The 15,354-nt window shown below is 62.7% G+C and carries 12 protein-coding genes; all 12 read right to left on the bottom strand.

The annotated features are described in order from the left end of the window. Window positions 1-52: 52 nt before the first annotated feature. The 12 genes from M0D65_RS14440 to M0D65_RS14495 all read right to left on the bottom strand — a co-directional run bounded on the left by M0D65_RS14440 (window position 53) and on the right by M0D65_RS14495 (window position 15,249). Entirely contained in the window at window positions 53-1,882 is a 1,830-nt protein-coding gene (locus tag M0D65_RS14440) for an ABC transporter ATP-binding protein (protein ID WP_266253281.1), read from the bottom strand. Further along, window positions 1,879-2,709 carry an ABC transporter permease gene (locus M0D65_RS14445; protein WP_266253282.1) on the bottom strand — a complete coding sequence of 277 codons (831 nt, stop codon included), beginning with the start codon at window positions 2,707-2,709 and terminating at the stop codon, window positions 1,879-1,881. Before M0D65_RS14445 ends, M0D65_RS14440 begins: the two co-directional genes overlap by 4 nt. Next, window positions 2,710-3,651, bottom strand: a complete 942-nt coding sequence (locus tag M0D65_RS14450) for an ABC transporter permease (protein WP_091008337.1) — start codon at window positions 3,649-3,651, stop codon at window positions 2,710-2,712. It lies immediately after the preceding gene. 8 nt (window positions 3,652-3,659) lie between these two features. Further along, a complete protein-coding gene (locus tag M0D65_RS14455) occupies window positions 3,660-5,246 on the bottom strand; it encodes an ABC transporter substrate-binding protein (RefSeq protein ID WP_266253409.1) in 1,587 nt (528 codons plus the stop codon). Window positions 5,247-5,284: 38 nt separating this feature from the next. Continuing rightward, complete coding sequence (locus M0D65_RS14460; protein ID WP_266253283.1) at window positions 5,285-6,145, bottom strand: alpha/beta hydrolase; 861 nt, start codon at window positions 6,143-6,145, stop codon at window positions 5,285-5,287. A 250-nt stretch (window positions 6,146-6,395) separates the two neighbouring features. Continuing rightward, on the bottom strand, window positions 6,396-7,292 hold the full coding sequence (locus M0D65_RS14465) for a GntR family transcriptional regulator (RefSeq protein ID WP_266253284.1): 897 nt from the start codon (window positions 7,290-7,292) through the stop codon (window positions 6,396-6,398). Then, window positions 7,289-9,940, bottom strand: coding sequence for an aconitate hydratase AcnA (gene acnA / locus M0D65_RS14470; RefSeq protein WP_266253285.1), 2,652 nt, complete (start codon window positions 9,938-9,940; stop codon window positions 7,289-7,291). Before acnA ends, M0D65_RS14465 begins: the two co-directional genes overlap by 4 nt. Before the next feature lie 85 nt (window positions 9,941-10,025). Next, complete coding sequence (locus tag M0D65_RS14475) at window positions 10,026-11,474, bottom strand: efflux transporter outer membrane subunit (RefSeq protein ID WP_266253286.1); 1,449 nt, start codon at window positions 11,472-11,474, stop codon at window positions 10,026-10,028. Between the two features lie 30 nt (window positions 11,475-11,504). Next, entirely contained in the window at window positions 11,505-13,112 is a 1,608-nt protein-coding gene (locus tag M0D65_RS14480; protein WP_091008355.1) for a DHA2 family efflux MFS transporter permease subunit, read from the bottom strand. A gap of 19 nt (window positions 13,113-13,131) precedes the next feature. Further along, complete coding sequence (locus M0D65_RS14485) at window positions 13,132-14,217, bottom strand: HlyD family secretion protein (RefSeq protein WP_266253287.1); 1,086 nt, start codon at window positions 14,215-14,217, stop codon at window positions 13,132-13,134. An 87-nt stretch (window positions 14,218-14,304) separates the two neighbouring features. Beyond that, the gene (locus tag M0D65_RS14490; protein ID WP_091008362.1) at window positions 14,305-14,721 is read right to left on the bottom strand and encodes a MarR family winged helix-turn-helix transcriptional regulator; all 417 of its coding nucleotides are present in this window, start codon (window positions 14,719-14,721) and stop codon (window positions 14,305-14,307) included. A 99-nt stretch (window positions 14,722-14,820) separates the two neighbouring features. Continuing rightward, window positions 14,821-15,249, bottom strand: coding sequence for a MarR family winged helix-turn-helix transcriptional regulator (locus M0D65_RS14495; protein ID WP_091008364.1), 429 nt, complete (start codon window positions 15,247-15,249; stop codon window positions 14,821-14,823). Between the last annotated feature and the right edge of the window lie 105 nt (window positions 15,250-15,354).

Raw genomic sequence — 15,354 nt, forward strand, 5'->3', positions numbered from 1 at the left:
GCCGTACTAGCCTGAAGAGGGTGCCTCGCGGCACCTTTTCTTTGTCTGCTGCTTACGCGTTCGCGAATACCGCAACGCGATGCCCTGCGTCTGCCTGCATCACATCGATCATCTGCGGTGTGCCGCGTTTTGCGTCGTCCGGATCGAAATAGGTCTCGGTAGCACGACGCTGCATCGGCACCTCACGCGATACGACCTTGAAACCGTCCTGCCGGTTGCCGCGCAACTCGGGCACCGCCTGCAACAAGCGGCGCGTGTACGGATGACAGGGGTCGTCGAATACCGCATCGCGTGTGCCTTCTTCGACGATATGTCCGCGCAGCATCACCAGCACGCGCTGCGCGATCTGCTCGACCACGCCCAGGTCGTGCGAAATCAGCAGACAGGCAAAGCCGTAGCGCGCCTGCAGCGCTACGAGCATGTCGAGCACCTGCTTCTGCACGGTCACATCGAGCGCGGATACCGGCTCGTCGGCGATGATCACAGCCGGACGACTCGCAAGCGCACGTGCTATCGCCACCCGCTGACGTTGGCCACCCGACAGCTCGTGTACAAAGCGTTGTGCGTGATCGGCAAGACCGACATCCGCCAGCGATTCGCTGACGCGCGCTGCACGCTGTGCGGCATCGAGTGTGTGGTCTGCACGCAAACCTTCGGCTACCAGCGCACCGACCCGCATGCGCGGATCGAGCGACGAGTACGGGTCCTGAAAGACAATCTGAATCGCACGGCGCGCGAGCTGTAGACGCTTCGCGCTGCCGTCCAGAAACAGTTGGCCGTTCAGCAGAACCTCTCCTTCCGCGGGCGTGACGAGGCCGAGCACGGCCTTGGTCAAGCTCGTCTTGCCGCTACCCGACTCTCCGACAATAGCGAGCGTTTCGCCTGCCCGCACGCTGAACGACGTGCTGTGCACCGCCCGTACCTTGCCAGCACCGCGCAGCCAGGTGCCGATGCCACCGCGTGCGGCGGGATAATCGATCGCGACGTCGCGCACTTCGAGGACCGGCGGCACAACTGCAGCGCCGCGAGGCACCTCGGCCTGTGCCGGCGGAACCGCGTCCAATGGTGTTTCTGCACGCCGCGGTAACGCGTCGAGCAACGCAAGCGTGTACGGATGCGAAGGCCGCGATAACACCTGCGCTGCCGCGCCGTTTTCAACGGCAACCCCGGCACGCATCACCAGCACCTGCTCCGTATATGCGGCAACGAGCGCGAGATTGTGGCTGATAAAGATCAACGCGGTGCCCTCTTCGCGCGTCAAAGCCGTCATCAGGTCGAGTACTTCCTTCTGCACGACGCAGTCGAGCGCGGTGGTCGGCTCGTCGGCGATCAGCAGTTTGGGACGCAGCAGCATCACCGCGGCGAGCATGATCCGCTGCCGCATACCGCCGGAGAACTCGTGCGGATAGCGTTTCATGCAACCTTGTGGATCGCGCACCCGTACGCGCTCTAGCATTGCGACGGCCTGGGCCCACGCCTGCGCATTCGGTATTCCGCGTCGCCGCGTTAGCGCTTCGGTCAACTGCGTGCCGATACGAAACGCCGGATTCAGCGACACCATCGGTTCCTGAAACACCATGCCGACCCCGACACCACGCAGCGCGCGCCATTGTGCCGGCGTCTGGTCGAGCAACTCGCGGCCCGCGAAGGTCGCATTGCCACCGAGTATCTGCGCGGAGTCCGGCAGCAAACCAAGCAGCGCTTTACCGATCATCGTCTTGCCGCTGCCCGACTCTCCGACCACCGCCAGCGACCTTCCGGCATCGAGATCGAAACTCACCTGCTGAACCACGGGCTTCGGGCTACCGTCGGCGCCGCGAAACGCGAGCGTGAGATCGCGCACGCTGAGCAGCGGTGCCTGTGCGGATTGCTGAACCATCATCGGGCCACTCCCTTCATGCGCGGATCGAGCAGATCGCGTACCGCGTCGCCGAGCATATTGATGCCAAGCAGCGCGAGCGAGATCGACATGCCCGGGAAGATCGCCAGCCAGATCGCGCGATCGATTGCGCCACGGCTATCGGCGAGCATGCCGCCCCAGGTCGGCGCAGGCGGCGGTACGCCGAGACCGAGAAAGCTCAGTGCGCTTTCTGCAAGCAGCGCAGAACCGAACAGCGAAGTCGAGAAGATCAGCAGCGGTGCAACGCAGTTCGGCAGCACGTGCCGGCATAGCGTCCACCAGCCGCTATTGCCCATTGCACGCGACGCAACGACGAAATCGCGGCTACGCAGCGACAATGTGCCGCCGCGCGCGAGCCGCATCACCGAGGGCGTGTAAGCAAGTCCGAGCGCAAGGACCACCGCCCATTTCGACGGCCCCAGCACCGTCATGATGCCGAGCGCGAGCAACAAGCCCGGGAACGCCATCAACGCATCGATCAGCACCAACGCCAACCGGTCGAGCCAGCCGCCGACATAGCCGCACACAGTGCCGAGCGTCGTCCCCAGCGCGAGCGCAAACAGCACCGAGCCGACGCTAACGGTCACGCTCACCCCAGCACCCGCCATAATGCGCGACAGCACGTCCCGGCCGAATTCATCGGTGCCGAGCCAGTGCTGCAAACTCGGCGCCGCATAGCGTGTGACGAGATCGACGTCGCTGGGATCGTAGGGTGTGTAGAAAAGGCCGACCAGTGCGATCAGCAGCAGCCATCCGACCAGCACGACACCGATCGCGAGATTCAACCGCTTGAAGGAGGACAGTTTCATCTAGAGCTTCATGCGCGGATCGAAGACCGGGTACAGCAGGTCGACGAGCAGATTGACGAGGACATAGAGCAACGCGATCAGCAGCAGACAGCCCTGCACGACCGGATAGTCGCGCGCGTAAATACTGTCGACCAGCAAACGTCCCATGCCCGGTAGCGTGAACACGGTTTCGATTACGGCTCCGCCCGCGAGCAAATGGCCGAGGATCAGACCGACCACGGTCAGCGCCGGCCCGAACGCATTCGGCAACGCGTGACGCAGCAGTACGCGTGGTTCGGATAGCCCCTTGGCACGCGCGTGCGAGATGTATTCGAGGCGCAGCACTTCGAGGCTGCTTGCGCGCATCATCCGCGTCAGTACCGCTATTTCACCGAACGCAACCGCCAGCACCGGCAACACCAGGTATCGCACACTGCCCCACCCCGCCTCGCTGAAGCTCTCGTAGCCGAACGTCGGCAGCCATTGCAGCTTCACACCGAATACCCACATCAGCAGGATGCCGACCCAGAAACTCGGCAGTGAAACCAGCAGGATGCTGCCGAACACGATCGCGGGATCGGCGCGACGGTTCTGCGACCACGCCGCGAAGAGACCTGCCGGAATCGCAATCACGCTGGCCAGCAGCGTCGCCGCCAGCACGATCTGCGCAGTGACCGGGAACGTCGTGCGGATCAGTTCGGCCACCGGTTGATGACGTGCGATCGACATGCCCAGATCGCCGTGCAGCAGGTGCGTGACCCACACCACGAACTGCTCGGGCACGGAGCGGTCGAGTCCGAACTGATGGCGCAATTGCGCGAGCAGCACCGGGTCGTTGATATCGCCGAGCATCAACGTTGCGGGGTCGCCGGGAATCGCGCGCATCATGCCGAAGACCAGCAGCGTCACGATGACGACCGTGGGCACCGCCATCGCGATCCGTTTGATCATGTAGGCAAGCATCGTGTTCGCTACTCTTTGGTCACGTTGAACAACCGGATCCGGCGCATCGGCCAGGAGGTCACGCCCTGCAGACGGCTGCTGACGAGCAGCAGGTCACGCGTGTAGTAAGTCACCAGCATCGGTGTGTCGGCGATCATCATGCGGTGCAGTTGCTCGAAGGTCCGCTTGCGCACGTTGTCGTCGGCGACGCCCTGCAGGCTGCGCAGCAACGCGCGCGCAGTGGGGTTCTCCCATTGGTATAGCGGCGCCTTCGACTTGTCGCCGAGCACCTCGCCGTACATCAACGCGGGATCGATACGCGCCGAATAGCCGAACGACATCATCTGGAAATGACCCGAGCGAAAATCGCTGAGCTGCGTACCCCACTCGACAATGCTTAGTTCAGTATGGATACCCGCCTTCGACAACAGCGCCTGCATGTACACCGCCTGCTTGTACATGTCCGTGTAGCGCCGGTTGGTTTCGAGCTTCAGTGTCTGGCCGTGGTAACCCACCTGCGCGAGCAGACGCTTCATTTCGGGCAGGTTCTTCGTGTAGCCGGTCGCATCGACAGAAGAAAACAGCTCGCTGGCATCGGGGACGAACGACGGGTTGTAGCGCGCGCGTCCGTCGCTCACCGCATTGACGATGCCAGGCAGATCGAGCGCGAGTGCAATCGCGCGGCGCATGCGCACGTCGGCGAGCAGTGGGTCGCGTGTCTGCATCAGCAGCGCGGACGGATCGGCGCTCGGACCATCGATGACATGCCAGCGCGGATCGGGTGGCAACAGGTCGTCGCCGTCGATCCCCATCAAGTCGATCTGCCCGGCGACCAGCGCGGACTTCTGTGCAGCCGCATCGGGAATCACGACAAAGCGGACGTCGTCGTGCGCGATCTTGGCACCCGCCATACCGCTCGGCGGTTCGCTGCGCGGCCGGTATTGCGCGAACGGTTTGAGCAGCACGTACTGGCCGCGCTTCCATTCCGAGAACACATACGGGCCGGTGGCAACCGGCTTGATCCATGCACCAGTGCTGTCCACACTCGACGGGCTCAGCACCGCGAGCGGACAACTCGGATCGACCATGCGTTTGAGGAACAAGGTATCGGGCCGGTCGAGCTCGAAGACAACTGTGGATGGATCAGGCGTGTGGACCGCAAGCACGCGCGCTCCGCGATCGCCGTTATAGAGAAACCGGCATTGAAACTGCGAGCCTGGTTTCATCAGAAACTCGAAGCTCCATTTGACCTCGGCGGAGGTCACCGGCTTGCCGTCGTGAAACAGCACGCCGTGCCGCAGGTGGAACGTATAGGTTCTCTCGTCTGGCGAGATGTCCCAGCTGTCGGCGAGCATCGGCGCAACGCTCAGGTCCGCGCGCAGCGCCACCAGCGACTCGACGACGTTCGCCATGATGTTGTCGGTGGTCACGTTGCGCGCGACGTTGCCGGGCATCGACGTTTGCGTATCGATGCTTTCGGCAAGGCGGATTTCGTGCGTCGTTCCCGGCGCTGTCGTTGCGGCCGCAACGTCACGCGGTGCCGCCCACACGACGCATCCCGTCAACGCGACAAGCACGCACAACCGATGTTGCCAGGCACGCAGGCAGCGGGGCATCACAAATGCGGTCTCCAGATATTGTTCTCGCGCCGTCGCTATTGCGAACGCCGCGTACTCAGTACTGTGGCGAAGAAATCGAGCACCGCGGCCTCGATGGTTTGCAACGAGTTATGGGCGATGTTCGGCAACTCGTCGAACTGCACCTTGACACCTGCGGTTTCGAAGGTTTGTCGCAGCGTGCGCAGGCGCTCGGGGCGCGTAGCACCGGCGTCGTTGGCACCCGGCATGTAGCTGCCGCGGCCTTCGCGATGCGTGATCTCCCACGTCTCCAGATCGGCCTTGCCGACCACCATCTGGACAGGCACGCGTTGCAACGCTTCGAGATCGAACGGTTTTCCGAAGCGCTGTTCGATCCCACGCAACCCGACCCACCAGTCGCGGTTCACGTCGAGCAGCGTCACGGAGCCCGGTGCACCGATCGATGCCGCCCACAGCCGCTCCGGGTGCAGGTAGGCAAAGCGGTTGACGAACTGGCCGCCGCCGGAGAAACCGAACAACGCGAACGTGTCGAAGGTCTTGCCGTAACGGCCGCCGACTTCATCGACCATATCGAGCAGCACGCGGTCGTAGCGAATGTCGCCTTCCAGCAGATGCTTGTAGCCGTCGCGGTTGTTGTCGCCGAGCACGCCGACCGGAAACAGCGGGCACAGCACCGCGCAGTTGTTCCAGCGGGCAAAGCCTGCGAAAGCGTCGCGGTATTTGATGAAGCCGCGGTCGGTGCCGTGTACCGCAACGACGAGTTCGACGTTGTTCGACGGTTGCCGGATAGCGGGCGGCACGTACAACGTGTAAGCGAAGCGCGGATCGTTGCGATGCGTGAACACGGTGGTCGAGCCGTAGTCATACATCGCATCGCCCTGGGAGACGGCACCGACGGGAAGGTCTTGAGGGGGCATAGACAGACTTGAAGGGTTATTGGAAATCGTCATATGCGTAGTGTGGATTCGCAAAAACAAAGAAAGTTACGATTTCTTCTTACTTACGATAAACGAAAACTTTAGCTATGCAGGCTTGTGTCAGTCACTCATCGAGATGTGTGACGATCGTAAGCACGCCCTTGCCAGCAAGGAAGCCAGTCCAAAATATCGTGATCTGTTTTTTAGATCGTCACGCCCGGCTCTCCGGGAGCACATGAGGCTCGGCCCGCTACGGTTGCAGGATGCCGGCGATCTTCGATAGCGCGTCGAGCGTATGACGCAGATGTTCGCGCAGCGCCTCGGACGCCTCGTCGTTGCGCTCCTGTTCCAGCAACGCAAGGATCTGCAGATGCTGCCGGCAATGTTTGACGTAACGCTTGCGATCGCGCATCGAGCGGTATGAGAGCAGCCTGCGCACGCGGTTCACGCGCTTGATCGTATCGATGAAGAAGGGGTTTCCGGACGCTTCGACCAGCGCTTCGTGAAACCGCACGCCGCGATCGTGCAACTGGTCCGCGGTATCGGTTTCGATTCCGCCGTCGAGCAGATGCTGCTCCGCGGCACGGCATCGTTCCAGTACCTTGCGTTCGAGACGAAAGCCCGGTTCCAGCAACGCGGCCGGTTCCAGCGCGAGCCGCAGACGATACGACTGCAACAGGCTGTCCGGCGTGGTCAGCATCGTCGAGAAGATCCAGCCGTAGCCGGGCTTGCGCTCGGCCCAGCCCTCTCCTGCAATCCGTCCAAGTACCGCATTCAACTGGGTATGCGTGAGCCCGTAGCGCTCGCGCAGCATCAGTTCGGATGAGGTTTCGGGTAACTCGCCTTTCAGCAGGTCGTCGGCAATCTGGAAGTAGACGCGAGTGACGACGTCCTGTGCGGCCAGACCAAGTCCGTCGACGACTTCCGCAAGCGGCGCGATGACAGGTTTCGCGAGGAAGAAACCGCGGTTCGGTTCGCGGGTCAGGAGGCCTTTTTCGTGCAGCAGCACGAGTGCTTCGTTGACCGGCGAGCGCGAAACGCGCAGCCGGTCGGCCAGCTTCTGCGCGGGCAAATGGCTGCCGACCTCGATCCCTTCGGTCTGGATCAGTTCGATAATCTGGCTCGCGATGGATTGGTCGGGGGTCATCTCGTGTCGGTGGGTAGGCCGGTCGTTGTGCGGTGAGCTGTCAGCGTTTTCTGCAGGATCAGCGGAATCACACCGCCCACGCGCAGTAGCTCGATTTCGAGCCGCGTTTCCACGGCCGCGTGCGCTTCGAACGCCTCGGTACTGCCGTTCGCCCGATGGATTCGCACGGAGATCGGGCCGCGCGGTGCCAACGCATCGGCGTTCGCGTCGATCTCCAGTTGATCGCGCGGCTGGAGATTCAGCGTCGCGGGATTGACGCCCGGTGGCAGGCACAGCGGCAGGATGCCCATACCGATCAGGTTGGAGCGGTGAATCCGTTCGAAGCTGACCGCCAGTACGGCGCGGATACCGAGCAGACGTTGCCCCTTGGCGGCCCAGTCGCGCGACGAACCGGTCCCGTAACGCTCGCCCGCAACGAGCACGACTGAGTCGCCGTTTGCACGGTAGCGGCGCGCGGCTTCGAAGATCGGTAGCACTGCACCGTCAGGCACATGCAGCGTGTGCGCGACCGGCGCATTGGGTTGCAACAGGTTGATCAGCGTCTTGTTGTAAAACGCGGCACGTACCATCACCTCCCAGTTGCCGCGCCGCGATGCAAACACGTTCAGATCGTTACGATCGTCGCCGCGCTCCACCAGGAAATCGGCGACGAAACTGTCTTGCGGAATCGCGCTGGCCGGCGAGATGTGATCCGTCGTCACGTCGTCGCCGACCACGAGCAACGGGTACGCGCGGTAATGTCCTAACACGCTGCCTTCATCGAGCGTCGCAAAAGGAGGACGGCGCAGCGTGGTCGAAGTCGGGTTCCATGGGAAGCGTGGGCTATCGGGTGCGTCGAGCCGATGCCAGACCGGGTTCCGCGACGCTTCGGCGAATGCACGTGGATAGTCGTCCGGCGAGGCAGCGCGTTCGACCAGCGTGGCAATCTCTTCGCGCGTCGGCCAGATCTGCTTGAGAAAAACCGCTGTACCGTCGGCCCCGATTTGCAACGGATCGCGTTCGAGATTCGCCTGCGCATCGCCTGCTAGCGCGAATGCGATCACGAGCGGCGGCGACATGATGAAGCCGAGATCCAGCTCGGGATGAATGCGACCTGGGAAATTGCGGTTACCAGACAACACCGCGACCGGATGGATCGTGCCATCGGCAAGCGCGGCCCGCACGGGCTCGGTTAATGGGCCAGCATTACCGATGCAGGTCGTGCAACCGTAACCGACGATATCGAAGCCGAGCGCCGACAGATCGTCGATCAAGCCGGCGCGCTGCAGATAGCTCGCCGCCGCCGGCGAACCCGGTGCAAGCGAAGTCTTCACCCAGGCCGGTACGCGCAACCCGAGGCGGCGCGCGTTGCGGGCGACGAGGCCGGCAGCGATGAGCAAGGCAGGGTCCGAGGTATTCGTGCAACTGGTGATCGCTGCGATCGCGACCGGGTATTCGGGCAGGCTTGCTGGGGCGTTGCCGGGTGCCAAGGCGAGCTTCGCCAGTGCTTGTGCTGTATCCGCATAGCCGAGCAGATCCTGCGGGCGGCGCGGCCCCGCTACATGCATGCCGATCGCGGCCAGATCGATGTCGACGACGCGGGTGTAGCGCGGTACCGCATCTGGATCGAACCACAAGCCGGTTCTTTTCATCAACGCCTCGACGCGAGCGATGACGTCTGCTGGCCGGCCGGTCGCTCGAAGATAATCGAGGGTCCGCTGATCGACCGGGAAAAAGCCCGTCGTTGCGCCGTATTCGGGTGCCATGTTCGCCACTACGCAACGTTCGCCCGCGCTCAGCGTGCTCACGCCTCGTCCGAAGAACTCGACGAACGCACCCGTTACGTCGATCTCGCGCAAGCGTTGCGTGACGGTCAACGCCAGATCGGTAGCGAGTACGCCGGCGCGCAACGCGCCGCTCAGCCGTACGCCCACGACATCGGGCACCCTCTGCATGACCGGCATGCCGAACATCACCGTCTGGGCTTCCAGCCCGCCCACACCCCAGCCGAGCACACCGATGCCGTTGATCATCGGCGTATGGCTGTCCGTTCCGATCAGGGTATCGGGCACGGCCCAGTCCTCGCCCTCGCGGCTTTCGATCGACACGACCGTCGCAAGCTGCTCCAGGTTGATCGTGTGCATGATCCCCGTGCCCGGCGGATGAATGCGCACGCCTTCGAGCGCGCGGGATGCCCAGCGCAGGAAGCGATAACGCTCCGCATTGCGGTGGAGTTCGAGTTGCAGGTTCAGCGACGCGGCGTCGGGTTGCGCGAAGTATTCGACGGCCAGCGAGTGATCGACTGAAACGTCGACGGGCAGCACCGGGTTCAGCACGGTGGGATCGACGCCGGCTTCCGCGAGCACATCGCGCATCGCGGCAATGTCGACCAGTGCGGGTGTGCTGGTCGTGTCGTGCATCAGCACGCGGCCTGGGTAAAACGCGATCTCCGCTTGGCTCGTGCCGTCTATGAGCCAGTCGAAGATTGCTTCGATCGCGTCGTGCTGTTCGCTTCCTTGCACATTGCGCACTACGTTTTCCAGCAGCAGCCGTAGTACCACCGGCAGGCGCAACAGCTCAGCGCCGAACGATGCCTTGAGATCGACGAATCGAAACGAGGCATCGCCGACGCTCAGCTTCGCTGTAGTGGGAATACGGGTAGTTTGCATTCCCGGCATATTGCATTTTTATATTTACAAATGCAATATGCCGAAAACGTCAATGTACTGAAACGGTGCTGCGCGCCTTCGCCGGTCAGCGCGCCGCCGACGCCACATCGGCAGACGCTGCGTCCGGGTCCCAACCGCCACCGAGCGACCGGTACAACGCCACAGCAGCAAGCGCATGTTCGCGGCGCGCCTGGTTCAGCGATTGTTCGTCGCGCAGATACACCTCCTGTGCGTCGAGCACGTCGAGAAAACTCGACGCCCCGTTCTTGTACAACGCGCTCGACAGATGCAGCGCCTGGTCCGACGCATCGAGCGCACCGCCCAGACGCTCGACCTGCACCGCTCCGCTGACGAGATCGCTGCGCGTATCCTCGATTTCCTTGAGCGCCTGCAGCATGGTCTGCTGCAAACCGAGCTGCGATTCGCGCATGCGGCTTTCGTTCTCGTCGATGTTCGCGGTGATACGCCCAGCGTTGAAGATCGGGCTCGTTGCGCTCAATGCGGCGCTGAACAGGTTGTCCGTCAGCGTCGGCAAGCCGAGGTATGACGAAGCAAGCAGGCCGTCAGTCAGACTCAACCGGAATTGCGGATAGCGCTGCGCTTTCGCCGCTCCGACTTCCGCTGCGCGTTGTTCGACGCCGGCATACGCGGTACGCACATCGGGACGGCGCAACAGTGCATCGGAAGGCAGAGTTTGCGGAACGTCGGTGGGTGGAACTGGAATCGCTACTGCTCCAGCAAGTGTGTCGCCGCCCAGCAGACCATCGACGCTTTCCGGCGCACGGCCCGAATACACCGCAATCAGGCTCAACTGATGCTGGATCGTCGATTGCGTGCGGGGAATCCGCGCCTGCACGTCTTCGAGTTGATTGCGCGCACGCGCGACGTCGAGCTGCGTCGACAAGCCGTAGTGCAGGCGTTCCTGCGTCAACTTCAGCGCGCGGCTGCGAATCTGCTCGTTGTCTTGCAGGATCTGCAGATCGGCCTGCGCCCAGCGCAGATCGATATATGCAGACGCCGCGTTCGCTGCGAGCGCGAGCCTCAGTTCGTTCAGCGCAGCTTCGCGGCCGCTTGTCTGTGCCTGTGCCGCGAGCAGCGCAAGACGCTCGCCGCCGAACACATCCGGGGTCCAGCTCGCCGCGAGGCCGAAGCCTGCCTGCCGCACATAACCGAGCGGCGGCGGTGCGTTCTGGCGTTCGTCGGCCGCTTGCGCGTTGGCGTCGAGTTGCGGCAAAAGAACCGCGCCGCGCTGTGTCGCGACGGCCTGCGCCTGCTTGACGCGCTCGACTGCGGCCTTCACATCGAGGTTGTTATCGAGCACCGTCTGCACCAGACGATGCATGACCGGGTCGCCAAACTGCGCCCACCATGCGGCTGCGTCCTTCATATCGTGCGGCGCATCGACGCTCCATGTTGTGGGCGCAACGGTCTGCACCGTCTGCGGCAGATTGGCATGGCTTTCGGGCTGCACCGCACAGGCCGCGAGATTCGCGATCATCATGGCGGCCAGCGCGCGCTTCATCATTGGGTTCATGTCTGTCGTCTCAGTGTCGGTACATCAGGTTCAATGCGCATCGGGAGGCGGTGCCCGGTTGCCGAACGGCTTCGAGAACACAACGCTCAGCAGACCGACCACGAAGCACAGCGCGACCGCGAAAAACGCATCGGAGAACGTCAGCACCAGCGCCTCGCGCAGCAGCAACGCATGCAACGTGCCGAGCCCTGCGTTCGCGGCATTCAATGCGCCGCCGCCCACCGCAGCGAAATGCGCGGTTTGCGAGTGCAATAGCGACTCGATCACCGGACGCCCCGCGGTGACATGTTCGTCGAGCCGCAGATAGTGCAGGTTCAACCTGTCGTTGAGCATCGTGCTGCTCACCGCAATACCGATCGCACCGCCAAGGTTACGCATCAGGTTAAACAGGCCGCTCGCCGATTTGAGCCGCGATGGCGGCAGTGAGCCGAGCGCCATCGTGACGATCGGCGGCACCGCGAACTGCTGGCCGATACCGCGCAGCGCCTGGGGAATCAGCAGTTGCTGCCAGCCCCATTGGCTCGTCAGCGGCACGTAGAGATAGCAGCCGAGACCGAAGCACACGAGGCCGAACACCATCAGCCAGCGCATATCGAAGAAGCGCGCCAGCTGCGAATACGCCACCAGCGCGATCAACTGAAAGCAGCCCACCGATAGCAGCGCGATACCGATCTGCAGCGAATCGAAGCCGCGCACGCGTGACAGGAACACCGGTGTGAGAAACACCGCGCAGAACAGACCAATGCCGGTGATAAACGACAACAGGCTGCCGATGCCGAAATTGCGGACCGCGAGCGCCCGTAGATCGACGATCGGTTCTTTCGCGGTGAACGCATGCACGAGAAAGAGAAAGCAGCAGATTGCCGAAATCCAGGTGCAGAAAAGGATGACGTGATCGCCGAACCAGTTTTTGCGCGGGCCTTCTTCGAGCACGTATTCGAGGCAGCCGAGAAAACCCGACATCAGCACGATGCCCAGGTAGTCGCCTTTCTTCAGCAACGACAGGTCTACCTCGTCGATGTGCACGAAGCGCGGCACCAGTAATGTGACGAACACACCCGGCACGACGTTCAGATAGAACAGCCATTGCCACGACCATTGCGAAGTGATCCAGCCGCCAATTACGGGGCCGATGGTCGGCGCCAGCGACGCGAGCGCACCGATCGTCGTCGAAGCGATCAGCCGCTGCTTGCCGGGAAACAGCACGAAAGCAGTGGTGAACACGGTGGGGATCATCGCCGCGCCGAGCGCACCTTGCAGGCCGCGAAACAAAATCATCGAATTGATGTCCCATGCCATCCCGCACAGCATGCTGGTCAGCGTGAAGCCCAGTGCGGACGCCGCGAACACCCAGCGGGTCGAGAACACGCGCGTGAGCCAGCCGGACATCGGGATCACGAGAATTTCCGCGATCAGATACGAGGTCTGCACCCACGAGAGTTCGTCCTGACTCGCGGACAAACCGCCGCCGATGTCCTTCAGCGATGAGGCGACGATCTGGATATCGAGCGTCGCCATGAAGAAGCCCAGGCACATCAACGCGAATGCGAAGACTTTCGTGCGGGTGGGCTGGTCGGCGGGATTCGCAGGAACGGGAGCGTGGTTCTGGGCGCGCGCGGTAAAGGGGGTGGCATTCATGATGCGTCGGGCCGATGGGTTACGAACGGTTCGACGCGTTGTCGACGTGCACCTCGACTGTCGCCGACAGACCCGGGCGCAGCACGCCTTGCATGTCGTGCGGCACATCGAGGTGAATGCGCACCGGCACGCGCTGCACGATCTTCGTGAAGTTGCCGGTGGCGTTTTCCGCGGGTAGCACGCTGAAGGTCGCGCCCGTCGCCGGCGCCAGGCTCTCGACCGTGCCGTGGATCTCCCGGTTCGATGCATCGAGCGATACGTCGACTGTGTCGCCCGCGCGCATCTTCTTCAACTGGTCTTCCTTGAAATTCGCGTCGATCCACAAGCCGCTAGCCGGCACGACCGTCAGCAGCGATACGCCAACGTCGGCCAACAGGCCGACGCGCGCGGTGCGATTGCCGATATAACCGTCGATCGGCGAGCGGATCGTCGTGTATTCGACGTTCAGTGCAGCGACACGCTGTGCGGCCTGTGCGGTCGCAACCCGTGCCTGCGCGTCGCCAACCTGGGCGTCGAGTACCGTCAGTTGCCGCTGGGCGGCGAGTAGCGCTGCGTTGCTGCGGTCCACTGCGGCATGCGCTTTCGTGAGATCGGCATCGGCGCGTTCAACCACCTGGTTCGACACCGCATCGTCCTTCACCAGTTCGCGATAACGCGTCTGGTCGGCCGCGCTGCGCGTCAGTTCCGCACCCGATGCCTTCACTTCCGCCGACTGCTCGTTGATCGTCGCGAGCTGCAACGATTTGCGGGCCTGCAGTTCCGTCACCGCCGCCTGGGCACTCGCCACTTCTGCATCAGCCTGGGCAAGGCGCGCATCGTAATCGCGCGAATCGAGCCGAATCAGCACCTGGTTCGCGTGCACGTACTGGTTGTCCTTCACGAGCACGTCGGTGACAAAGCCGTTCACCTTCGGCGCCATCACCGTGACGTCGCCGCCAACATAGGCATCGTCGGTCGTTTCAATGAAGCGGCCGACGATAAACCAGTACGACACGGCGGCAGCCACCACGACGACGACCGTCGCGATCGCAAGCAGCATCCAGGGAATACGGCGCGCGGGTTTGGCAATATCGGCGGGCGCGAGAGTCGATGGAGAAGTGGACATGGTTGTATGTGCGTATGCACTGTTTAACGTTAAAAAAAAGCGCTTGAGAGCGCGCCAGCCCGATGTGTCTATTGGAACTTCGCGAAGCTAGCTGCCGGTCATATCGAGCAGCTCACGGCGCAACGACGCCGAACGCTGTTCGCCGAAGCGTTGCTCGAACTCGTTCTGCGCGGCGCGCCAGTAATACCTCGCAGCCTCGCAACGCTCGATGCCTGCGGCCGTCAACCCCAGCGATAACGCGCGACCGTCCGGTGTCAGTGCTTCGCTCACCACCAGGCGCTCGCGCTGCAATGGCCGCAGCGCGCGCAGCAACGACGTGCGCTCCATCACCATCTCGTCGGCCAGTTGCTTCATCGTGAGCCGCCTGCCGCGGCTGAGTCGGCACAAGATCGAGAACTGCGTGATGGTCAGACCGACATTCGCGAGATGGCGGTCATACATCTGCGAGGCGTAGCGTGCAGCCTGGCGTACGGCGAAACAATCGTCTTCCGGAGAAAATTCCATGGCTTTTTGCTGAACTTAAAGTGTATATGCACACAATATGCTGAAAAAAATCCCGGGATAACCGCATGCTGCGCGATGCGGTCGACAGCCGGGCGTCGTTCATCCTTCTGCCGTGACGTCGAACAATTCACTGCGCAGTGCCTTGGCCCGCGCCTTGCCGAACTTGCTTTCGAACTCGTCCTGCGCCTCGCGCCATGCAATAGCGGCCTGGTCGAAGACCTGCTCGCCGCTTTTCGACAGATTGAACAGATAGGTCCGGCCGTCGTGTTCCGATGCTTCGGCAACGACCCACCCGTCGCGCTGCATCGGTTTGAGCGCGCGCACGAGTGTCGTGCGGTCCATCACCATCGAGTCCGCCAGATCCATCATCGTCAGATCAGGCGTGCGGGCCAGCTTGGCCAGAATCGTGAACTGCGCCGCCGTCACGCCCACCTGCGCCATATGGCGCTCGTAGATCTGCGTAACGAAACGCGCCGCCTGGCGCAGCGCGAAGCAGTTGCACTCGTCGTAGGAAAGAGGTCGATTCATGGCGAGGAGTTTATATGTGCATACACACACTGTCAAGAAAAGTTGCGCCCGTCATGCTGTTGGAGTAACTTCCCGCTCCGGGATAACCGAAGCCCAGCCTCGAAA

The organism is Paraburkholderia sp. CHISQ3 (genome assembly GCF_030464945.1).
Taxonomy (GTDB): domain Bacteria; phylum Pseudomonadota; class Gammaproteobacteria; order Burkholderiales; family Burkholderiaceae; genus Paraburkholderia; species Paraburkholderia megapolitana.

Bases quoted from the DNA above. Each gene is read 5' to 3' on its own strand.
- M0D65_RS14480 (WP_091008355.1), bottom strand. From the start codon at position 13,112: ATGAATGCCACCCCCTTTACCGCGCGCGCCCAGAACCACGCTCCCGTT.
- acnA (WP_266253285.1), bottom strand. From the start codon at position 9,940: ATGCAAACTACCCGTATTCCCACTACAGCGAAGCTGAGCGTCGGCGAT.
- M0D65_RS14465 (WP_266253284.1), bottom strand. From the start codon at position 7,292: ATGACCCCCGACCAATCCATCGCGAGCCAGATTATCGAACTGATCCAG.
- M0D65_RS14445 (WP_266253282.1), bottom strand. From the start codon at position 2,709: ATGAAACTGTCCTCCTTCAAGCGGTTGAATCTCGCGATCGGTGTCGTG.
- M0D65_RS14485 (WP_266253287.1), bottom strand. From the start codon at position 14,217: ATGTCCACTTCTCCATCGACTCTCGCGCCCGCCGATATTGCCAAACCC.
- M0D65_RS14495 (WP_091008364.1), bottom strand. From the start codon at position 15,249: ATGAATCGACCTCTTTCCTACGACGAGTGCAACTGCTTCGCGCTGCGC.
- M0D65_RS14450 (WP_091008337.1), bottom strand. From the start codon at position 3,651: ATGCTTGCCTACATGATCAAACGGATCGCGATGGCGGTGCCCACGGTC.
- M0D65_RS14460 (WP_266253283.1), bottom strand. From the start codon at position 6,145: ATGCCCCCTCAAGACCTTCCCGTCGGTGCCGTCTCCCAGGGCGATGCG.
- M0D65_RS14490 (WP_091008362.1), bottom strand. From the start codon at position 14,721: ATGGAATTTTCTCCGGAAGACGATTGTTTCGCCGTACGCCAGGCTGCA.
- M0D65_RS14440 (WP_266253281.1), bottom strand. From the start codon at position 1,882: ATGATGGTTCAGCAATCCGCACAGGCACCGCTGCTCAGCGTGCGCGAT.
- M0D65_RS14475 (WP_266253286.1), bottom strand. From the start codon at position 11,474: ATGAACCCAATGATGAAGCGCGCGCTGGCCGCCATGATGATCGCGAAT.
- M0D65_RS14455 (WP_266253409.1), bottom strand. From the start codon at position 5,246: ATGCCCCGCTGCCTGCGTGCCTGGCAACATCGGTTGTGCGTGCTTGTC.